Annotated in this window: 16 protein-coding genes; 4 read left to right on the top strand and 12 right to left on the bottom strand. The window is 59.2% G+C overall.

All coding sequences use genetic code 11. The features are described from left to right. Nucleotides 1-132 precede the first annotated feature (132 nt). Complete coding sequence (locus ACGS9J_RS24670) at nt 133-285, top strand: Hok/Gef family protein (RefSeq protein ID WP_442233259.1); 153 nt, start codon at nt 133-135, stop codon at nt 283-285. Between the two features lie 84 nt (nt 286-369). Here the strand turns inward: ACGS9J_RS24670 and mtnK are convergent, their stop codons facing one another. Next, the gene (mtnK, locus tag ACGS9J_RS24665) at nt 370-1,569 is read right to left on the bottom strand and encodes an S-methyl-5-thioribose kinase (RefSeq protein WP_442233258.1); all 1,200 of its coding nucleotides are present in this window, start codon (nt 1,567-1,569) and stop codon (nt 370-372) included. A gap of 144 nt (nt 1,570-1,713) precedes the next feature. Here mtnK and mtnA point away from each other — a divergent pair, with 144 nt between their 5' ends. Further along, nucleotides 1,714-2,742, top strand: coding sequence for an S-methyl-5-thioribose-1-phosphate isomerase (mtnA, locus tag ACGS9J_RS24660; protein WP_442233257.1), 1,029 nt, complete (start codon nt 1,714-1,716; stop codon nt 2,740-2,742). A 13-nt stretch (nt 2,743-2,755) separates the two neighbouring features. Here mtnA and ACGS9J_RS24655 read toward each other — a convergent pair whose 3' ends face one another. The 3 genes from ACGS9J_RS24655 to ACGS9J_RS24645 are packed head-to-tail and all read right to left on the bottom strand — an operon-like array spanning nt 2,756 to nt 4,595. Further along, complete coding sequence (locus ACGS9J_RS24655; RefSeq protein ID WP_442233256.1) at nt 2,756-3,298, bottom strand: 1,2-dihydroxy-3-keto-5-methylthiopentene dioxygenase; 543 nt, start codon at nt 3,296-3,298, stop codon at nt 2,756-2,758. Further along, complete coding sequence (mtnC, locus tag ACGS9J_RS24650; RefSeq protein ID WP_442233255.1) at nt 3,295-3,984, bottom strand: acireductone synthase; 690 nt, start codon at nt 3,982-3,984, stop codon at nt 3,295-3,297. Before mtnC ends, ACGS9J_RS24655 begins: the two co-directional genes overlap by 4 nt. Beyond that, on the bottom strand, nt 3,981-4,595 hold the full coding sequence (locus ACGS9J_RS24645) for a methylthioribulose 1-phosphate dehydratase (protein ID WP_442233254.1): 615 nt from the start codon (nt 4,593-4,595) through the stop codon (nt 3,981-3,983). Before ACGS9J_RS24645 ends, mtnC begins: the two co-directional genes overlap by 4 nt. Nucleotides 4,596-4,757: 162 nt before the next feature. On the opposite strand from ACGS9J_RS24645, the gene ACGS9J_RS24640 reads away from it, so the two are divergent. Beyond that, nucleotides 4,758-5,918 carry a pyridoxal phosphate-dependent aminotransferase gene (locus tag ACGS9J_RS24640; protein WP_442233253.1) on the top strand — a complete coding sequence of 387 codons (1,161 nt, stop codon included), beginning with the start codon at nt 4,758-4,760 and terminating at the stop codon, nt 5,916-5,918. Beyond that, nucleotides 5,906-6,679 carry an amidohydrolase gene (locus ACGS9J_RS24635; RefSeq protein ID WP_442233252.1) on the top strand — a complete coding sequence of 258 codons (774 nt, stop codon included), beginning with the start codon at nt 5,906-5,908 and terminating at the stop codon, nt 6,677-6,679. Before ACGS9J_RS24640 ends, ACGS9J_RS24635 begins: the two co-directional genes overlap by 13 nt. 33 nt (nt 6,680-6,712) lie before the next feature. Here the strand turns inward: ACGS9J_RS24635 and ACGS9J_RS24630 are convergent, their stop codons facing one another. From ACGS9J_RS24630 to ACGS9J_RS24595, 8 genes are read right to left on the bottom strand one after another with little or no spacing between them, the layout of a single operon-like run. Then, entirely contained in the window at nt 6,713-8,065 is a 1,353-nt protein-coding gene (locus ACGS9J_RS24630; protein WP_442233251.1) for a nucleobase:cation symporter-2 family protein, read from the bottom strand. Nucleotides 8,066-8,102: 37 nt separating this feature from the next. Further along, nucleotides 8,103-8,438, bottom strand: a complete 336-nt coding sequence (gene uraH / locus ACGS9J_RS24625; RefSeq protein WP_442233250.1) for a hydroxyisourate hydrolase — start codon at nt 8,436-8,438, stop codon at nt 8,103-8,105. Further along, on the bottom strand, nt 8,431-8,931 hold the full coding sequence (uraD, locus tag ACGS9J_RS24620) for a 2-oxo-4-hydroxy-4-carboxy-5-ureidoimidazoline decarboxylase (protein ID WP_442233249.1): 501 nt from the start codon (nt 8,929-8,931) through the stop codon (nt 8,431-8,433). Before uraD ends, uraH begins: the two co-directional genes overlap by 8 nt. Beyond that, the gene (hpxK, locus tag ACGS9J_RS24615) at nt 8,931-10,187 is read right to left on the bottom strand and encodes an allantoate amidohydrolase (RefSeq protein ID WP_442233248.1); all 1,257 of its coding nucleotides are present in this window, start codon (nt 10,185-10,187) and stop codon (nt 8,931-8,933) included. The genes uraD and hpxK overlap by 1 nt, the downstream gene beginning before the upstream one ends. Then, on the bottom strand, nt 10,187-11,428 hold the full coding sequence (locus ACGS9J_RS24610) for a pyridoxal-phosphate-dependent aminotransferase family protein (RefSeq protein ID WP_442233247.1): 1,242 nt from the start codon (nt 11,426-11,428) through the stop codon (nt 10,187-10,189). The genes hpxK and ACGS9J_RS24610 overlap by 1 nt, the downstream gene beginning before the upstream one ends. Before the next feature lie 56 nt (nt 11,429-11,484). Beyond that, on the bottom strand, nt 11,485-12,228 hold the full coding sequence (locus ACGS9J_RS24605) for an amino acid ABC transporter ATP-binding protein (protein WP_442233246.1): 744 nt from the start codon (nt 12,226-12,228) through the stop codon (nt 11,485-11,487). Beyond that, entirely contained in the window at nt 12,209-12,865 is a 657-nt protein-coding gene (locus tag ACGS9J_RS24600; protein ID WP_442233245.1) for an amino acid ABC transporter permease, read from the bottom strand. Before ACGS9J_RS24600 ends, ACGS9J_RS24605 begins: the two co-directional genes overlap by 20 nt. Continuing rightward, nucleotides 12,865-13,530, bottom strand: a complete 666-nt coding sequence (locus ACGS9J_RS24595; protein ID WP_442233244.1) for an amino acid ABC transporter permease — start codon at nt 13,528-13,530, stop codon at nt 12,865-12,867. The genes ACGS9J_RS24600 and ACGS9J_RS24595 overlap by 1 nt, the downstream gene beginning before the upstream one ends. Between the last annotated feature and the right edge of the window lie 2 nt (nt 13,531-13,532).

Here is a 13,532-nt window from a genome sequence, read left to right as displayed (position 1 = left end):
GAGCTTTAATTTAGTCAAGGATAGAAAGAGAAAGGCCCCGAGTCGATACATCAACCCGAGGCCACTCTGAACGTCTAAGCAACGTCAGGTTAGCCTCTTACCCGCCGGAAGGCAAGGATAAGGAGGTCAAAAATGCAGCAGGAACGGGTCGTTCTGAGGCTGATGATTATCTGCACAACGCTCATCGCGCTGATGTGGATCACTCGCGGTTCACTGTGTGAATTGCGCATCAAACTGGGGGACACGGAGGTTGCAGCCATTTTGGCTTACGAACCCGAACGGTAAGGCAACCCAACGGCGGGGCTTGCCCCGCCTGTTGGTTGTTACGACAGATCCATGAGCACCCTTCTCAGGGTATTCGTCAGGCTTCTAGCCGTTTTGGCGAATACGCGCCAGCAGCGCGTCGATATGCTCGATCTGCGGCGCATTAACGATCAGCGCGCGTCCCAGGCTCAATGCACTGCGCTGGCATTCCGCACGCATCTCTGCGTCGCTAATGCTGTCCAGATCGGCAACGTGCGCCAGGCCGATAGTACGACGAATCAACTCGCTGCCGCAGTAACCTACCGCATCCGTCCACACCTGCTGCAGGAACTGCTCGGCGTAACCCGGCACCGCCAGCGCCAACTCGCGGGTCTGTTGGTGGCACAGCGCCAGGAAACGATCGGCAAAAATCAGCCAGAGTTCACGTACATCCTGCAGACGTTGTTCTCGCCCGGCGGCGGCATCACGCGGCCCTAACAGCCCCGGAAGGCCGCAATAGTTCAGCAACAGGTTGCCTAAAGCGCTGCCGACGTCAAACCCGATCGGACCATAGAAACCAAACTCGGCGTCGATCGCCTTCAACTTGCCTTCTGCAACAAAAATCGAGCCGCTGTGAATATCGCCGTGCAGCAATGCTTCCGCCTTGCTCAGAAAACGGTGCTTCAGTCCAGCAACCGCCAGCTTCAACGCAGGATCATCACGCAGCTCAAGCACCTGAGGCAGCAACACCGGATCAAACTGATTACGCTCATGATCGATATAGGGGTCGGTAAAAAACAGATCTTCGGTGATCTGACACAGCTCAGGGTTGGTGAAACGACTGACCTCGGCCTTTTTCACCTGCGCGCTCTGATAAAAGTCGGAGGTATGGAACAGGGTCTGCGCCAAATATTCCGCCAGTTGGCCGGCCGCCAGCGGGTAATAATGGCCCTTGAGCAATTCACTGCGCCAGATGTGGTGGTCGGAAAGATCTTCCTGCACCATCACCGCCAACTCGGGATCGTGGTGAAGCACTTTTACCGTATGTCTTGGACAAAAACCGCCGTGGATCAACAGAGTTTCCGCTTCGATCCGTGCCCGATCCAGGGTCAGTGGCCAGGATTCACCCACGCAGCGTACGTACGGCAGCGCCTGTTTAACGATCACCCTGCTAACCCCATCGCGATCGCGGATCTTGAACACCAGGTTCAGATTGCCGTCACCAATCTCGTCAGCGCTCACCAGCGCCTGTGGATCGGCCAACTGCCCGTATTGGCGAGCATACTCAACGGCATCGGCAGCAGTAAACGTACGATAATGCGACATTCCCAACCCCTCTTTCCTGTCTCTTTGACACAACGATTATTATTTTTCAGACGTAAAAGCATTTGGACGTCTATACATCTGGAAGTCATGTTGGCAGAATAGCTTTCCAGATGCAATAACTACGCAACAAGGAATTAACCGCCGATGCAAGCGCTTAACACCACCAGTTTGACCCTGAGTGACAACCGACTTTGGATCCTCGATCAGCAGGCTTTGCCGCAGGAAAAACAGTGGCGCACCTGTGACAGCGTAGAAGAGCTGGTTGATCATATTCACACCTTGCGGGTTCGGGGCGCGCCGCTGATCGGCCTGTCCGCCAGCCTGCTGTTGGCCCTGTTGGCGGAACGCGGCCTGCCGCGCGAAGAGCTGGAACAGGCGCTGATCACCCTGCGCGCCTCAAGGCCGACGGCGGTTAATCTGATGAACAACCTGGACCGCATGAAGCTGGCGCTGGCACAACCGGACTGGGTGCCGGCAATGGTGGAAGAAGCCTTGCGGTTAGTGGAAGAAGACCGCAAATTGTGCGATCGCATTGCCGATCACGGTGCCGAATTGGTGAAACCCGCTAGCCGCCTGCTGACCCATTGCAATACCGGCGGGTTGGCGACTGCCGGTGTCGGTACTGCCATCGGTGTGCTGCTGCGCGCCCATCAACAGGGCAAAATACAGCAGGTGTGGGTGGATGAAACCCGGCCGCTGCTGCAGGGTGGCCGTCTGACCGCTTGGGAACTGGGCGAGTTGGGCATCCCTTATCGACTGATTTGCGACTCCATGGCCGCCAGCCTGATGGCTCAGGGCCAGGTCGACGCCGTATGGGTGGGTGCCGACCGCATCGCCGCCAACGGTGACGTCGCCAACAAGATTGGCACATACAGCCTGGCGGTGTTGGCGCATTACCACCGCATTCCATTTTACGTCGCCGCACCACACACCACGCATGATCCACACTGTCCGAACGGCGCAGCCATCCCTATAGAGCAGCGCGCGGCCACTGAAGTGACCGGTGTGTCCGGCAGTTTTGGCTCATGCCAATGGGCGCCAAACGATGCGCAGGTTTACAACCCGGCATTTGACGTCACGCCGGCAAAACTTATCAGCGGTTGGGTGTTTGACAGCGGCGTGATCACGCCACAGCAGGTCGATGAAGGGATTTTTAAGCGGGCGCTAGGTTAACGCCCGCGCAGCATCAGTCGAGACGCGGATAAGCATCGGCGATTTTATCGCCGGTGAAATGCGCCACCCAACCTTCCGGGTTATCGAACACGCGGATCGCCGTGAAATTCGGCGCCGACCCCATATCGAACCAATGGCGGGTGTCTGCCGGTACGGAAATCAGATCGTTCTTCTCGCACAGGATCTGGTAGATCTTGCCGTTCAGGTGCAGGCAGAACAGCCCCGCCCCTTCGACAAAGAACCGCACTTCATCTTCGCCGTGGGTGTGTTCGGAAAGAAACTTGTCGCGCAGCACTTCGCGCTGGGCGTTGTCTGGACGCATGCTGATCACGTCCCAACTCTGGTACCCCTTTTCCGCGACCAAGCGGTCAATCTCATGTTGGTAAGCGGCGATCACGGCCGCCGGTTCCGGGTTGTCACCCAGATCGCGATCGGCCTGCCAACGTTCAAAACGCACGCCGATTTGTGCCAGTTGCTGTTGAATGGCTTCGGCATCGCGGCTCTGCCACAGCGGCTGCTGCGGCTCTTTATCGCTGAAAATGGTCAATCCACTCATGAGGCAAACTCCCCTAAATCGATGTGATCAAAACGGTTAACCTGCGGATGCAGGCTCTGTGGATCGGCGTCGTCACGGATCAACTGACAGGTGTGCCAGCCAGCGGCGCGAGCGGCATCCAGCTCCTGATGAATATCGGAGAGGAACAATAACTCGTCGGCAGAAATGCCGATTTCTGCGGCGATATTGCGGTACGAGGCCGTTTCACGCTTGGCGCCGACGTGCGTATCGAAATACCCGCTGAACAGCGGCTGCAGATCGCCGGCATCGCTGTAGCCGAACAGCAGTTTTTGCGCTTCCACCGAGCCGGAAGAATAGACGTACAGCTTCAGCCCCTGCTGCTGCCAGGCGGCTAACTGCCTGGCGACCTCGGGATATAAATGCCCGCGAAAATCGCCGTTCTGGTAGCCGCTGCGCCAGATGATGCCTTGCAGTGCCTTTAGCGCCGTAGATTTGCGATCTTCATCCATAAAACGGTACAGCGCGGCAATCAGTTGCTCAATGTCTGCCTGCGGTTGATCAAGCTCGTGGCGCAAAGCAGTCAGCGGCGCGGCCACTTCAGCATCGGCCTCGTGCTGTCGGAGAAACGTCGCCAAACGTTCGCGGGCATAGGGGAACAGCACCTGATGAACGAAACGGATATCGCTGGTAGTGCCTTCAATGTCGGTGACGATGGCGCGGATCATTTTGCCTCCAGTAATCGGCGTTGCAGTTCACACTGGAACAGGAATTCCAGCCCTTCAAGGTGACGACGAGCCTCCGCGACCTGACGACCCCAGCAATACAGGCCGTGGCCCCGCACCAGAAAACCGTACTGCAGCGGCGTCACTTCGGCAAAGGCTGCCACGCGTGCGGCTAATCGCGGAATGTCCTGATCGTTGTCGAAAATGGGGATGACCACGCTATCCAAATGAGAGCTCTGCCCGGCGAGCGATTTTTGCATCTCATACCCTTGCAACACCAGGCCCTCGCTGCGTTCAACGCGCGACAGCACGGTCGCATTCACCGAATGCGTATGCAGCACCGCCCCAATCTGCGGGTACAACCGGTAAAGCAAGGTATGCAAGCCGGTTTCCGCCGACGGCGTGCGACCACTTGGCACATGGTTGGTGGCGGTTTCTACCAACAGGAAGTCCGTTTCGGTCAGGCTGCCTTTATCCTTGCCGGATTCGGTCACCAGACAGTGCTGATCGTCGAGGCGCAGCGACATGTTACCGCCGGTCGCCGGGCACCAGCCCTTTTCGCCAATCCAGTGGCAGGCAGACAATAGCGCTGTAAGTTGCGGATTTTCGGTCATTATCGTTTCCCGGTCTGTAAGGTCGTTTGGCAGGTGAAGCTTAGAAGGGTTTAACTCATCGTTAGATTTTTTCTTCATTTAGCCATCTAAGCGTCTTGATTGCCAAATACTAACATCGTGTTATATTGACAGCAACATAAGCGCCAGGAGTATTAGCCTGCTATGAGCACTTCAGCATTGATTCCCGAAAGCAAACTGCCCGCTCTGGGCACCACCATTTTCACCCAGATGAGCGCACTGGCGGCGCAGCATCAGGCGATCAACCTGTCGCAGGGCTTCCCCGATTTCGATGGTCCGGATTACCTGAAAGAGCGTCTGGCCTGGCATGTCAGCCAGGGCGCCAACCAATATGCTCCGATGACCGGCGTCGCGCCACTGCGTGAGGCCATCGCCGACAAAACGGCGGCCCTGTACGGTTGGCTGCCGGATGCCACCAGCGAAGTCACCGTTACGGCGGGCGCCACCGAAGCCCTGTTCGCCGCCATCAGCGCGCTGGTACGTCCCGGCGACGAAGTCATTTGCTTTGATCCCAGCTATGACAGCTATGCGCCGGCGGTCGCCTTGTCCGGCGGTACGTTGAAACGCATTGCGCTGCAGCCTCCAACCTTCAGCGTCGACTGGCGACAGTTCGAAGCACTGCTGTCGCCGCGCACCCGTCTGGTGATCCTCAATACGCCACACAATCCTTCCGCCACCGCCTGGCAGGCGGAGGATATGCAGCAACTGTGGCACACCATTAGCGAGCGTGAAATCTATGTGCTGAGCGATGAAGTCTACGAGCACATTTGCTTCGCCAAAGGCGGCCACACCAGCGTGCTGGCCCATCCGCAACTGCGTCAACGCGCTATCGCGGTGTCGTCTTTCGGCAAAACCTTCCATATGACCGGCTGGAAAGTGGGTTATTGCGTCGCCCCGGCAGCTCTGAGTGCGGAAGTGCGCAAGGTGCACCAATACCTGACCTTCTCGGTCAACACCCCGGCGCAGTTGGCGCTGGCGGATATGCTGCGCAGCGAACCGGAACACTGGCAGCAATTATCGGCGTTTTACCGCGCCAAACGCGATCGTTTCGTGCAGGCGCTGTCCAACAGCCGACTGGAAATTTTGCCCTGTGAAGGCACATACTTCTTACTGGCAGATTACAGCGCCGTCTCCGATCTGGACGACGTGGCGTTCTGCCATTGGTTAACCGAGCACGTTGGCGTGGCGGCGATCCCGCTGTCGGTCTTCTGTGCCGATCCTTTCCCTCATAAATTGATCCGGCTGTGCTTCGCTAAACAGGATGCCACGCTGGATGCGGCTGCGGAGCGGTTATGTCGACTTTAAAAATTACCCTGTTGCAGCAACCGCTGGTTTGGCGTGATGGCGAAGCCAATCTGCATCATTTTGACGCACTGTTGGCGTCGTTGAGCGGCCGCGATCTGATCGTGTTGCCGGAGATGTTCACAACCGGCTTTGCCATGGATGCTGGGGAAAGCGCGCTACCGGAACAGCAGGTGATCGACTGGCTGCACGGCTGGGCGAATAAAAGCAACGCCCTGGTTGGCGGCAGCGTGGCGTTAAAAACCGCCGAGGGGGCGGTTAACCGCTTCCTGCTGGTGGAGCCCAACGGCCGGGTACATGCCTACGATAAGCGCCACCTGTTCCGCATGGCGGGCGAACACCTGCATTATCAGGCGGGCAAACGGCGTGAAATTTTCGAATGGCGCGGCTGGCGCATCCTGCCGCAAATCTGTTACGACCTGCGCTTCCCGGTCTGGTCCCGCTATCAGCAGGATTACGATCTGGCGCTGTACGTCGCCAACTGGCCGGCACCGCGCAGCAAACACTGGCAAACGCTGTTGGCGGCACGTGCCATTGAGAACCAGGTGTACGTGGCCGGTTGCAACCGCGTTGGCGAAGACGGCAACGGTCTGAACTACAGCGGTGACAGCCTGATCCTCAGTCCGCAGGGCGAAACGCTGGCACAGGTTGAACCCGGCCTCGCGGCACGGCTGGACGCTGAACTGTCGCTGGAAACCCTGCAAAGCTATCGCAGTGCCTTCCCGGCCTGGCGCGATGCCGACAGTTTCCTGCGCCACGATTAATCATTTCGGGCGCGGTCCGCTGCGCCCGTTGCTTCAGGAAAGCTCCTCCTTCCCCGCTTTTTCTGCCGCCCCCTCAATGCGGTTAAACAACAGGTTCAGCAGCAATGCCACCAGGCACGAGGCGCTGATGCCGGAATGCAGCAAAGTGCGCACCCAGTTCGGGAATTGATCGTAGAAAGTCGGCATCACGATAGGGATCATGCCAAAAGCAATCGCCGTCGCCACCACCACCAGATTCATATTGTCCTTATACTCGACCTTTGCCAGGGTGCGAATGCCGCTGGCGGCTACCGAGCCGAACAGCACCACGCCCGCGCCCCCCAGCACCGGCAGCGGAATGCAGGCCACCCACCGCCCCAAGACCGGCAGCAGCCCCAGTAACACCAAAATCGCCCCGCCGGCGCTGACCACAAAGCGGCTTTTTACACCGGTGATCGCCACCAGCCCGATATTCTGGGCAAACGAGCTTTGCGGAAACGAGTTGAAGACCGGCGATAGCGCGCTGGACAGCATATCGGCACGCAGCCCATTGGCAATGCGGCGTGCATCCACCGACGAACCGACAATCTCACCGACGGCCATCAACCCTGCGGTGGTTTCCGTCAGCAATACCAGCACGATCAACAGCATGGACAAGATCGCGCTCAGTTCGAAGGTCGGCCAGCCGTAAGCGAAAGGCTCGGGAAATGCCAGCCAGGGTCCGTGACCCACCGCGGTAAAGCTCACCTTCCCCACCAGCGCCGCCACCACACAGCCGACGGCCATCGCCAGCAGCACCGACAGCCGTTTTAACGCCGGGGAGCCGACCTTATTCAGCAATAGAATTACCGCCAGCGTGAAAGCCGCCAGACCAATATTGCCGGTCGATCCCCAATCCGCCGCACTGGCATTGCCGCCCATAGCCCAGCGCACCGCGACCGGCATCAGCGACAGCCCAATCACCGTCACTACGGTGCCGGTCACCACCGGCGGGAAGAAGCGGATAATCTGCGAGAAAAACGGCGCGATCAGCAGCCCGACCAACGAAGCGGCCATCACCGCGCCAAACACCGCAGGCAAACCGCCGTCACCGGTAACGATGGTCACCATCGTCGCCACGCCGGCAAAGGAAACCCCCTGAACCAACGGCAAACGAGAACCGAAACCCGGTACGCCAAGGGTCTGCAACAGCGTCGCCAGCCCGCTGACAAACAGCGCCGCCGTCACCAGCATACCAATCTGCGGCGTGCCCAATCCCGCAGCAGAACCGATGATCAGCGGCGGCGCGATGATCCCACCGTACATGGTCAGAATATGTTGCAGGCCGTAGGCAAAGGTTTTTGCCAGCGGCAGTTTTTCATCTTCCGGGCAGCACGAAGCCGCGCCCTTATCCTGAGACAGAGCCATAGGTACCTCGTCAATGCGGGTTAACCGCTAAGGGCGTTTAGCTGCCCCGGTAGGTTGAATAGGAATACGGGCTGATAAGCAGCGGTAAATGGTAATGCTGCGCCGTTTCCTTGATGACAAAATCGATGATCGCCGTGGCATACAGCGTTTCTCGCTGGTCGGCCTTAAAGTAACCGCCCACGTCGGCATGCAGGCGGTAGTGCCCGGCGGGCAGCTCCTCCGGCGTTAGCTCACGGGCGCGGCCATCGGCATCGGTGGCGCTTTCGCCTACCGCCAGCCACTGTCCCTGATGCTCTCGCTCCAGCCAGACCCGCACCTTTGCCGCCGGTTTGCCCAGAGAGGTATCCAAAATATGGGTGCTGATATTACTCATCGTTCAGTAACTCCTTAAAACGCAGCATCACGATTTCACGCAGCTGTTCGGCGGTTTCCTGCCGTTCCTGCTCCGCCCCGTTGTTCAAGCGTCGTTCCAGCTCACTCAGAATGGCGCGCCCATCTCGACCGGCGGCACGGATCAAAAACACCTGACCAAATTGCTGTTCATAACGTCGGTTTCCTGCCAGCAGCGCCTCGGCCAATTCGAGATCCTGAGCATTGACCGCCGCCTGTTCGCGCGCGGAAAATTGCGCCTCTTGCCCCTGGCCTTTGGCTCGTTCGCCGATGCGCGGATGCTGCGCCAATGCCTGACTGATCTCTTCAGGTTGCCAGCGCTGCGCCGCCTGCCAGGCCACGGCTAACGCGGTGTCGCGGCAGCTGAAGGGCCGTGCCGCCACCACCGCGGCGATCCAGGCCGCGATGTCCACACAGGGCTGCAGCAACCGTTCGGCTTCCGCCACGGATAATTGATTAAACTGTTGCAGATTCATCAGAGCGCACCCCAACTGGCTACCGTCTGGCAGTAAGCCTGGATGGCCAGCGCCACGTCAGCCTGGCTTACGGCTTCGGCCGGATGGTGACTGATGCCACGCTCACAACGAACAAACAGCATGCCCACCGGCCAGCAAGCCGCCACGGCAATCGCGTCATGCCCGGCACCGCTGGGTAAAGCCATGCTGCGCTCTTGCACCGCATTCACGCCCCGCTGCCAACGTTGCTGCAAATCTGCATCACATTCCGTTGCATTTATGCGATAAAACTCCTCGCTGGCAAACCCTAACCCACGACGATCGCAGATCGCCTGCGCCCGTTCCAACAACTGCGAGAGTAACGCCGCCAGCGGGCCGTCTTGCGGACCGCGCACGTCGAGCGACAGCGTGACCTCACCGGGGATCACGTTGACCGCCCCCGGCAGGCTTGCAATCCGCCCAACGGTCGCCACCAAATGCCCATCGCCGGCGCAGGTTATCGCCTCAACCGCCACCATCCATTCCGCCGCGGCCGCCAAGGCGTCTTTGCGTTGCCCCATCGGCACGGTACCGGCATGGCCCGCTTCGCCGCGAAAAGTGCAGTTCAGTCGACGCGCGCCGTTAATCGCCGTCACCACGCCCAAAGCCAGATCGGCAGCCTCCAGGCAAGGGCCTTGCTCGATATGCAATTCCAGATAGGCGCAGATATCACTTTGCGCCCGCCGCGCCTCACCGACTGCCGCCGGATCCAGGCCAAACTCGCTCAGCGCCTGCGCCACGCTGATACCGTCGGCATCGGTGCGTTCCAGCCAGTCGGCCGGCCACTGACCGGTAATGCCCCGGCTGCCCAGCAGGGCAACGCTAAAGCGTGTGCCTTCTTCATCGGCAAAGCCAATCACCTCAACGGCCACCGGCAAACGCCGCTGCTGCTGATGCAAATGCGCCACCACTTCCAACGCCGTCAATACGCCGAGCATGCCGTCATAACGCCCGGCGTTGCGCACCGTATCCAAGTGCGAACCGAGCAGCAACGCGGGCGCACCTGGCGTTTGGCCTTCGTAACGGCCGCAAACGTTGCCGACAGCGTCCTGCCAGACCGTCATACCGACAGTACGCATCCAGTCGCCCACCAACAGATTGGCACGCCGATGCTCCGGTGACAGATAAACCCGCGTCAGTTGGCCCGGCGTGGCGCTGATCGCCGCCAGCGCATCGCAACGCGCCATCACCCGTGCCGCCGCCTGCTCCGCCTCCTGGGCGGTTAACAGCGCCGTCATCAGCGGCCTCCGTCGTCATAGGTGTTCCAGGCCGCCTGCAGCGCTTCGCCCTGCTTGCTGGTAAAGCCCAGCCGGTTCAGCACCGCTTCCAGCGCGGCCAGGGTCTGCAGTACGCAATCTTTACGCGCGTTGTATCCCATGGTGCCAATGCGCCAAATCTTGCCCTGTAATGGACCGAACGAGGTGCCAATCTCAATGGCGAAATCGTTAAGCATCATCTGGCGCACCTGTTCGCCATGCACCTGCGGCGGGATCACCACGCCCAGCACGTTGTTCATGCGGTTGTCGAGATCGCCGAACACCTCAAGCCCCATGCCCTGAATACCGGCCAGCATGGCCGCGCCGTGCCGCTGGTGGCGGGCGATGGTGTTATCCAGCCCTTCCTCCAGGATCACCCGGGCGCATTCGCGCGCAGCGAACAGCATGCTGGTGGCTTCGGTATGGTGATTCAACCGCTCTGGGCCCCAGTAATCCATGATCATGCCGAGATCGAAATAGTTGGAGTAGATCATTTCGTCGTCACCGTCGGCGTGATCGGCGGTGCGGATCCCCTGCTCCACGCACTTACGGCGACGAATAATCTCTTCGAACTGCGGGCTTAGAGTGACCGGCGAACTGCCGGACGGGCCGCCCAGGCATTTCTGCAGACCGGCGGACACCGCGTCCAGTCCCCAGGCATCGGTTTCCAACGGGTTGCCGGCAAAGGACGCAGTCGCATCGGTATAGAACAATACGCCGTGGCGGCGGCAGATATCCCCCAGTTGCTCCAGCGGTTGCAGCATGGTGGTTGAAGTATCGCCCTGCACCGTCAACAGCAGGCGCGGACGCACCTTTTTGATCGCGTCTTCAATCTGATCGGCGCTGAACACTTCCCCCCACGGCACCTCAATGGTGTGCACTTCGGCACGGCAGCGGCGGGCAATTTCACACAATAAATGGCCAAAGCGGCCAAACACCGGCACCAGCACTTTGTCGCCGGGGCGGATGGATGAAACCAGCATCGCTTCGATACCGGAGCGGGAGGTGCCGTCGATCAGCATCGTCCAGCGGTTTTCGGTGCGAAACAGCGCGCGGTACAGCTCCATCACCTGATTCATGTAGCCGGTCATCGCCGGATCATACTGCCCGATCAACTGGCTAGACATGGCGCGCAGCACGCGCGGGTCGGCGTTGATCGGCCCTGGCCCCATCAGCAAACGGGCGGGCGGGTTAATTTGATCGAACTGGGTAATATCCAACATGTTCATTCCTTACCAGCTTAATAACTCAATAAATTCAGTGCAGCAGGCCTGGCGTATCAGTGCTCTGACAGGCCCCGCACTGAAGCAATAAACTGTTTTAATTCCTGCGTTTGTGGGTTGGCAAACAGCGTGCGGCTGTCGCCCTGTTCCCACACTTTGCCCTGGTGCATAAACACCACCCGGTCACCGACTTCGCGGGCAAAGTTCATTTCATGGGTGACCAGAATCAGCGTCATGCCCTCTTTGGCCAGCTGCTCCAGCACCTTCAGCACCTCGCCCACCAACTCCGGATCCAGCGCCGACGTGATTTCGTCGCACAGCAACACTTTCGGGTTCATCGCCAGCGCCCGGGCAATCGCCACCCGCTGCTGCTGCCCACCGGAAAGGTTAGCCGGGGAATAGTGCATCCGCTCGCCCAGCCCGACCTTGTTCAGCATCTCTTCCGCCAGCTCGCGGCATTCCGCCGGGCTTTTCTTCAACACCCGGCGTGGCGCCAACATCACGTTTTCCAGCGCGGTCATGTGCGGGAACAAATTGAAGTTCTGGAACACCATGCCAATGGAGCGACTGATTTCACGCGCCTGCGAATCACGATCGGTGATTGTCATGCCGCCCAGTTTGATGCTGCCTTCCTGATAGCCTTCCAGCCCGTTAATGCAGCGTAACAACGTGCTTTTGCCGGAGCCGCTACGGCCGATAATCGAAATCACCTGGCCCATGTCGATATCCAGATCCACGCCCTTTAGCACATGGTTCTGACCGTAGTATTTTTGAACCTGATTAATGGTGATGAGCGGCATGGAACTTCTTCTCCAGATAATGGCTGTAACGCGACAGCGGGTAACACATCAGGAAATAGCCCAGCGCAACCAGGCCGAAAACTTTAAAGGGTTGATAAGTCACATTGTTCAGCATGGTGCCCGCCTTGGTCAGTTCGACAAAACCAATGATCGACGCCAGTGCGGTGCCCTTGATCACCTGAACCGAAAAACCGACGGTGGGCGCAATGGCGATGCGCACCGCCTGTGGCACCACCACCCGCATCAGGGTCTGACCAAAGCTCAGCCCAAGGCAACGCGACGCTTCCCACTGGCCTTTAGGCAACGCCGCGATGCTGCCGGACCAGATATCCACCAGAAAGGCGCTGGTAAACAACGTCAACGCCAGCGCGGCAGCGGTCCAGGGGCTGACATCAATGCCGAACAGCGCCAGGCCAAAGAACGCCAGGAACAACTGCATCAGTAGCGGCGTACCTTGAAACAGCTCGGAATAACAACGCACAAAACGCAGCGCCCACTGACGCTTGCTCAGGCGCAACAATAACAAGGGCAGCGTCACCAGCGTGCCGCCCAAGAACGCCGTCAGCGACAATAACAGCGTCCAGCGCGCTGCCAGCAGCAGGTTGCGCACAATGTCCCAGTCGGTAAAAGTCAGCATCAGTTCGGGCTCCCTAAAAAGCGGCGGCCGGCGGCCAGCAACAGCTGGCGCATCAGGATCGACAGCAGCAGGTAGAACAGCGCCGTCACTAAATACACTTCAAAACTGAGGAAGGTGCGCGACTGGATCAGGTTGGCGGCAAAGGTCAATTCTTCGAACGACACCTGCGATACCACCGATGAGCCCAGCATGACGATAATGCACTGGCTGACCAACGCCGGATAAATACGCTGCAGCGAAGGCGGTAACACGATGCGCAAAAATGTCTGGCTGCGGCTAAAACCCAGCACCCGCCCGGCTTCCCACTGCCCTTTCGGAGTCACCTGAATGCCGGCGCGAATAATTTCGGTACTGTAGGCGCCCAAATTAATCACCATCGCCAGCAGCGCCGCCTGCCCTGCGGTCAGTTTCCAACCGAGGCTCGGCAGACCGAAGACTATGAAGAACAGCTGCACCACAAACGGCGTGTTGCGCACCACTTCTACGTAAATTCCCCACAGGCGGCTAAGCATGTTGGTTTTGCCGCTGCGGATCGCCGCGCCACAAATCCCCAGCGCAACGCCCATCAGGGTGGCCAGCGCCGTCAACTCAATGGTGGTCAGCAAACCGGCCAGCAACTCAGGCAGGTAGGGCCACAGAGCGGGAAAATTTAGCTGATAGGTCATCA

The organism is Serratia quinivorans (genome assembly GCF_052113645.1).
Lineage (GTDB): Bacteria > Pseudomonadota > Gammaproteobacteria > Enterobacterales > Enterobacteriaceae > Serratia > Serratia quinivorans_B.
The sequence above is the reverse complement of the archived record's forward strand: the minus strand, read 5'-3'. Positions and strand labels throughout refer to the sequence as shown.

Coding starts and splice junctions, on each gene's coding strand:
- uraH (WP_442233250.1), bottom strand. CDS start 8,438: ATGAGTAATATCAGCACCCATATTTTGGATACCTCTCTGGGCAAACCG.
- ACGS9J_RS24640 (WP_442233253.1), top strand. CDS start 4,758: ATGAGCACTTCAGCATTGATTCCCGAAAGCAAACTGCCCGCTCTGGGC.
- ACGS9J_RS24600 (WP_442233245.1), bottom strand. CDS start 12,865: ATGCTGACTTTTACCGACTGGGACATTGTGCGCAACCTGCTGCTGGCA.
- hpxK (WP_442233248.1), bottom strand. CDS start 10,187: ATGACGGCGCTGTTAACCGCCCAGGAGGCGGAGCAGGCGGCGGCACGG.
- ACGS9J_RS24635 (WP_442233252.1), top strand. CDS start 5,906: ATGTCGACTTTAAAAATTACCCTGTTGCAGCAACCGCTGGTTTGGCGT.
- ACGS9J_RS24655 (WP_442233256.1), bottom strand. CDS start 3,298: ATGAGTGGATTGACCATTTTCAGCGATAAAGAGCCGCAGCAGCCGCTG.
- ACGS9J_RS24670 (WP_442233259.1), top strand. CDS start 133: ATGCAGCAGGAACGGGTCGTTCTGAGGCTGATGATTATCTGCACAACG.
- mtnK (WP_442233258.1), bottom strand. CDS start 1,569: ATGTCGCATTATCGTACGTTTACTGCTGCCGATGCCGTTGAGTATGCT.
- ACGS9J_RS24605 (WP_442233246.1), bottom strand. CDS start 12,228: ATGCCGCTCATCACCATTAATCAGGTTCAAAAATACTACGGTCAGAAC.
- mtnC (WP_442233255.1), bottom strand. CDS start 3,984: ATGATCCGCGCCATCGTCACCGACATTGAAGGCACTACCAGCGATATC.
- uraD (WP_442233249.1), bottom strand. CDS start 8,931: ATGAATCTGCAACAGTTTAATCAATTATCCGTGGCGGAAGCCGAACGG.
- ACGS9J_RS24645 (WP_442233254.1), bottom strand. CDS start 4,595: ATGACCGAAAATCCGCAACTTACAGCGCTATTGTCTGCCTGCCACTGG.
- ACGS9J_RS24595 (WP_442233244.1), bottom strand. CDS start 13,530: ATGACCTATCAGCTAAATTTTCCCGCTCTGTGGCCCTACCTGCCTGAG.
- ACGS9J_RS24610 (WP_442233247.1), bottom strand. CDS start 11,428: ATGTTGGATATTACCCAGTTCGATCAAATTAACCCGCCCGCCCGTTTG.
- ACGS9J_RS24630 (WP_442233251.1), bottom strand. CDS start 8,065: ATGGCTCTGTCTCAGGATAAGGGCGCGGCTTCGTGCTGCCCGGAAGAT.
- mtnA (WP_442233257.1), top strand. CDS start 1,714: ATGCAAGCGCTTAACACCACCAGTTTGACCCTGAGTGACAACCGACTT.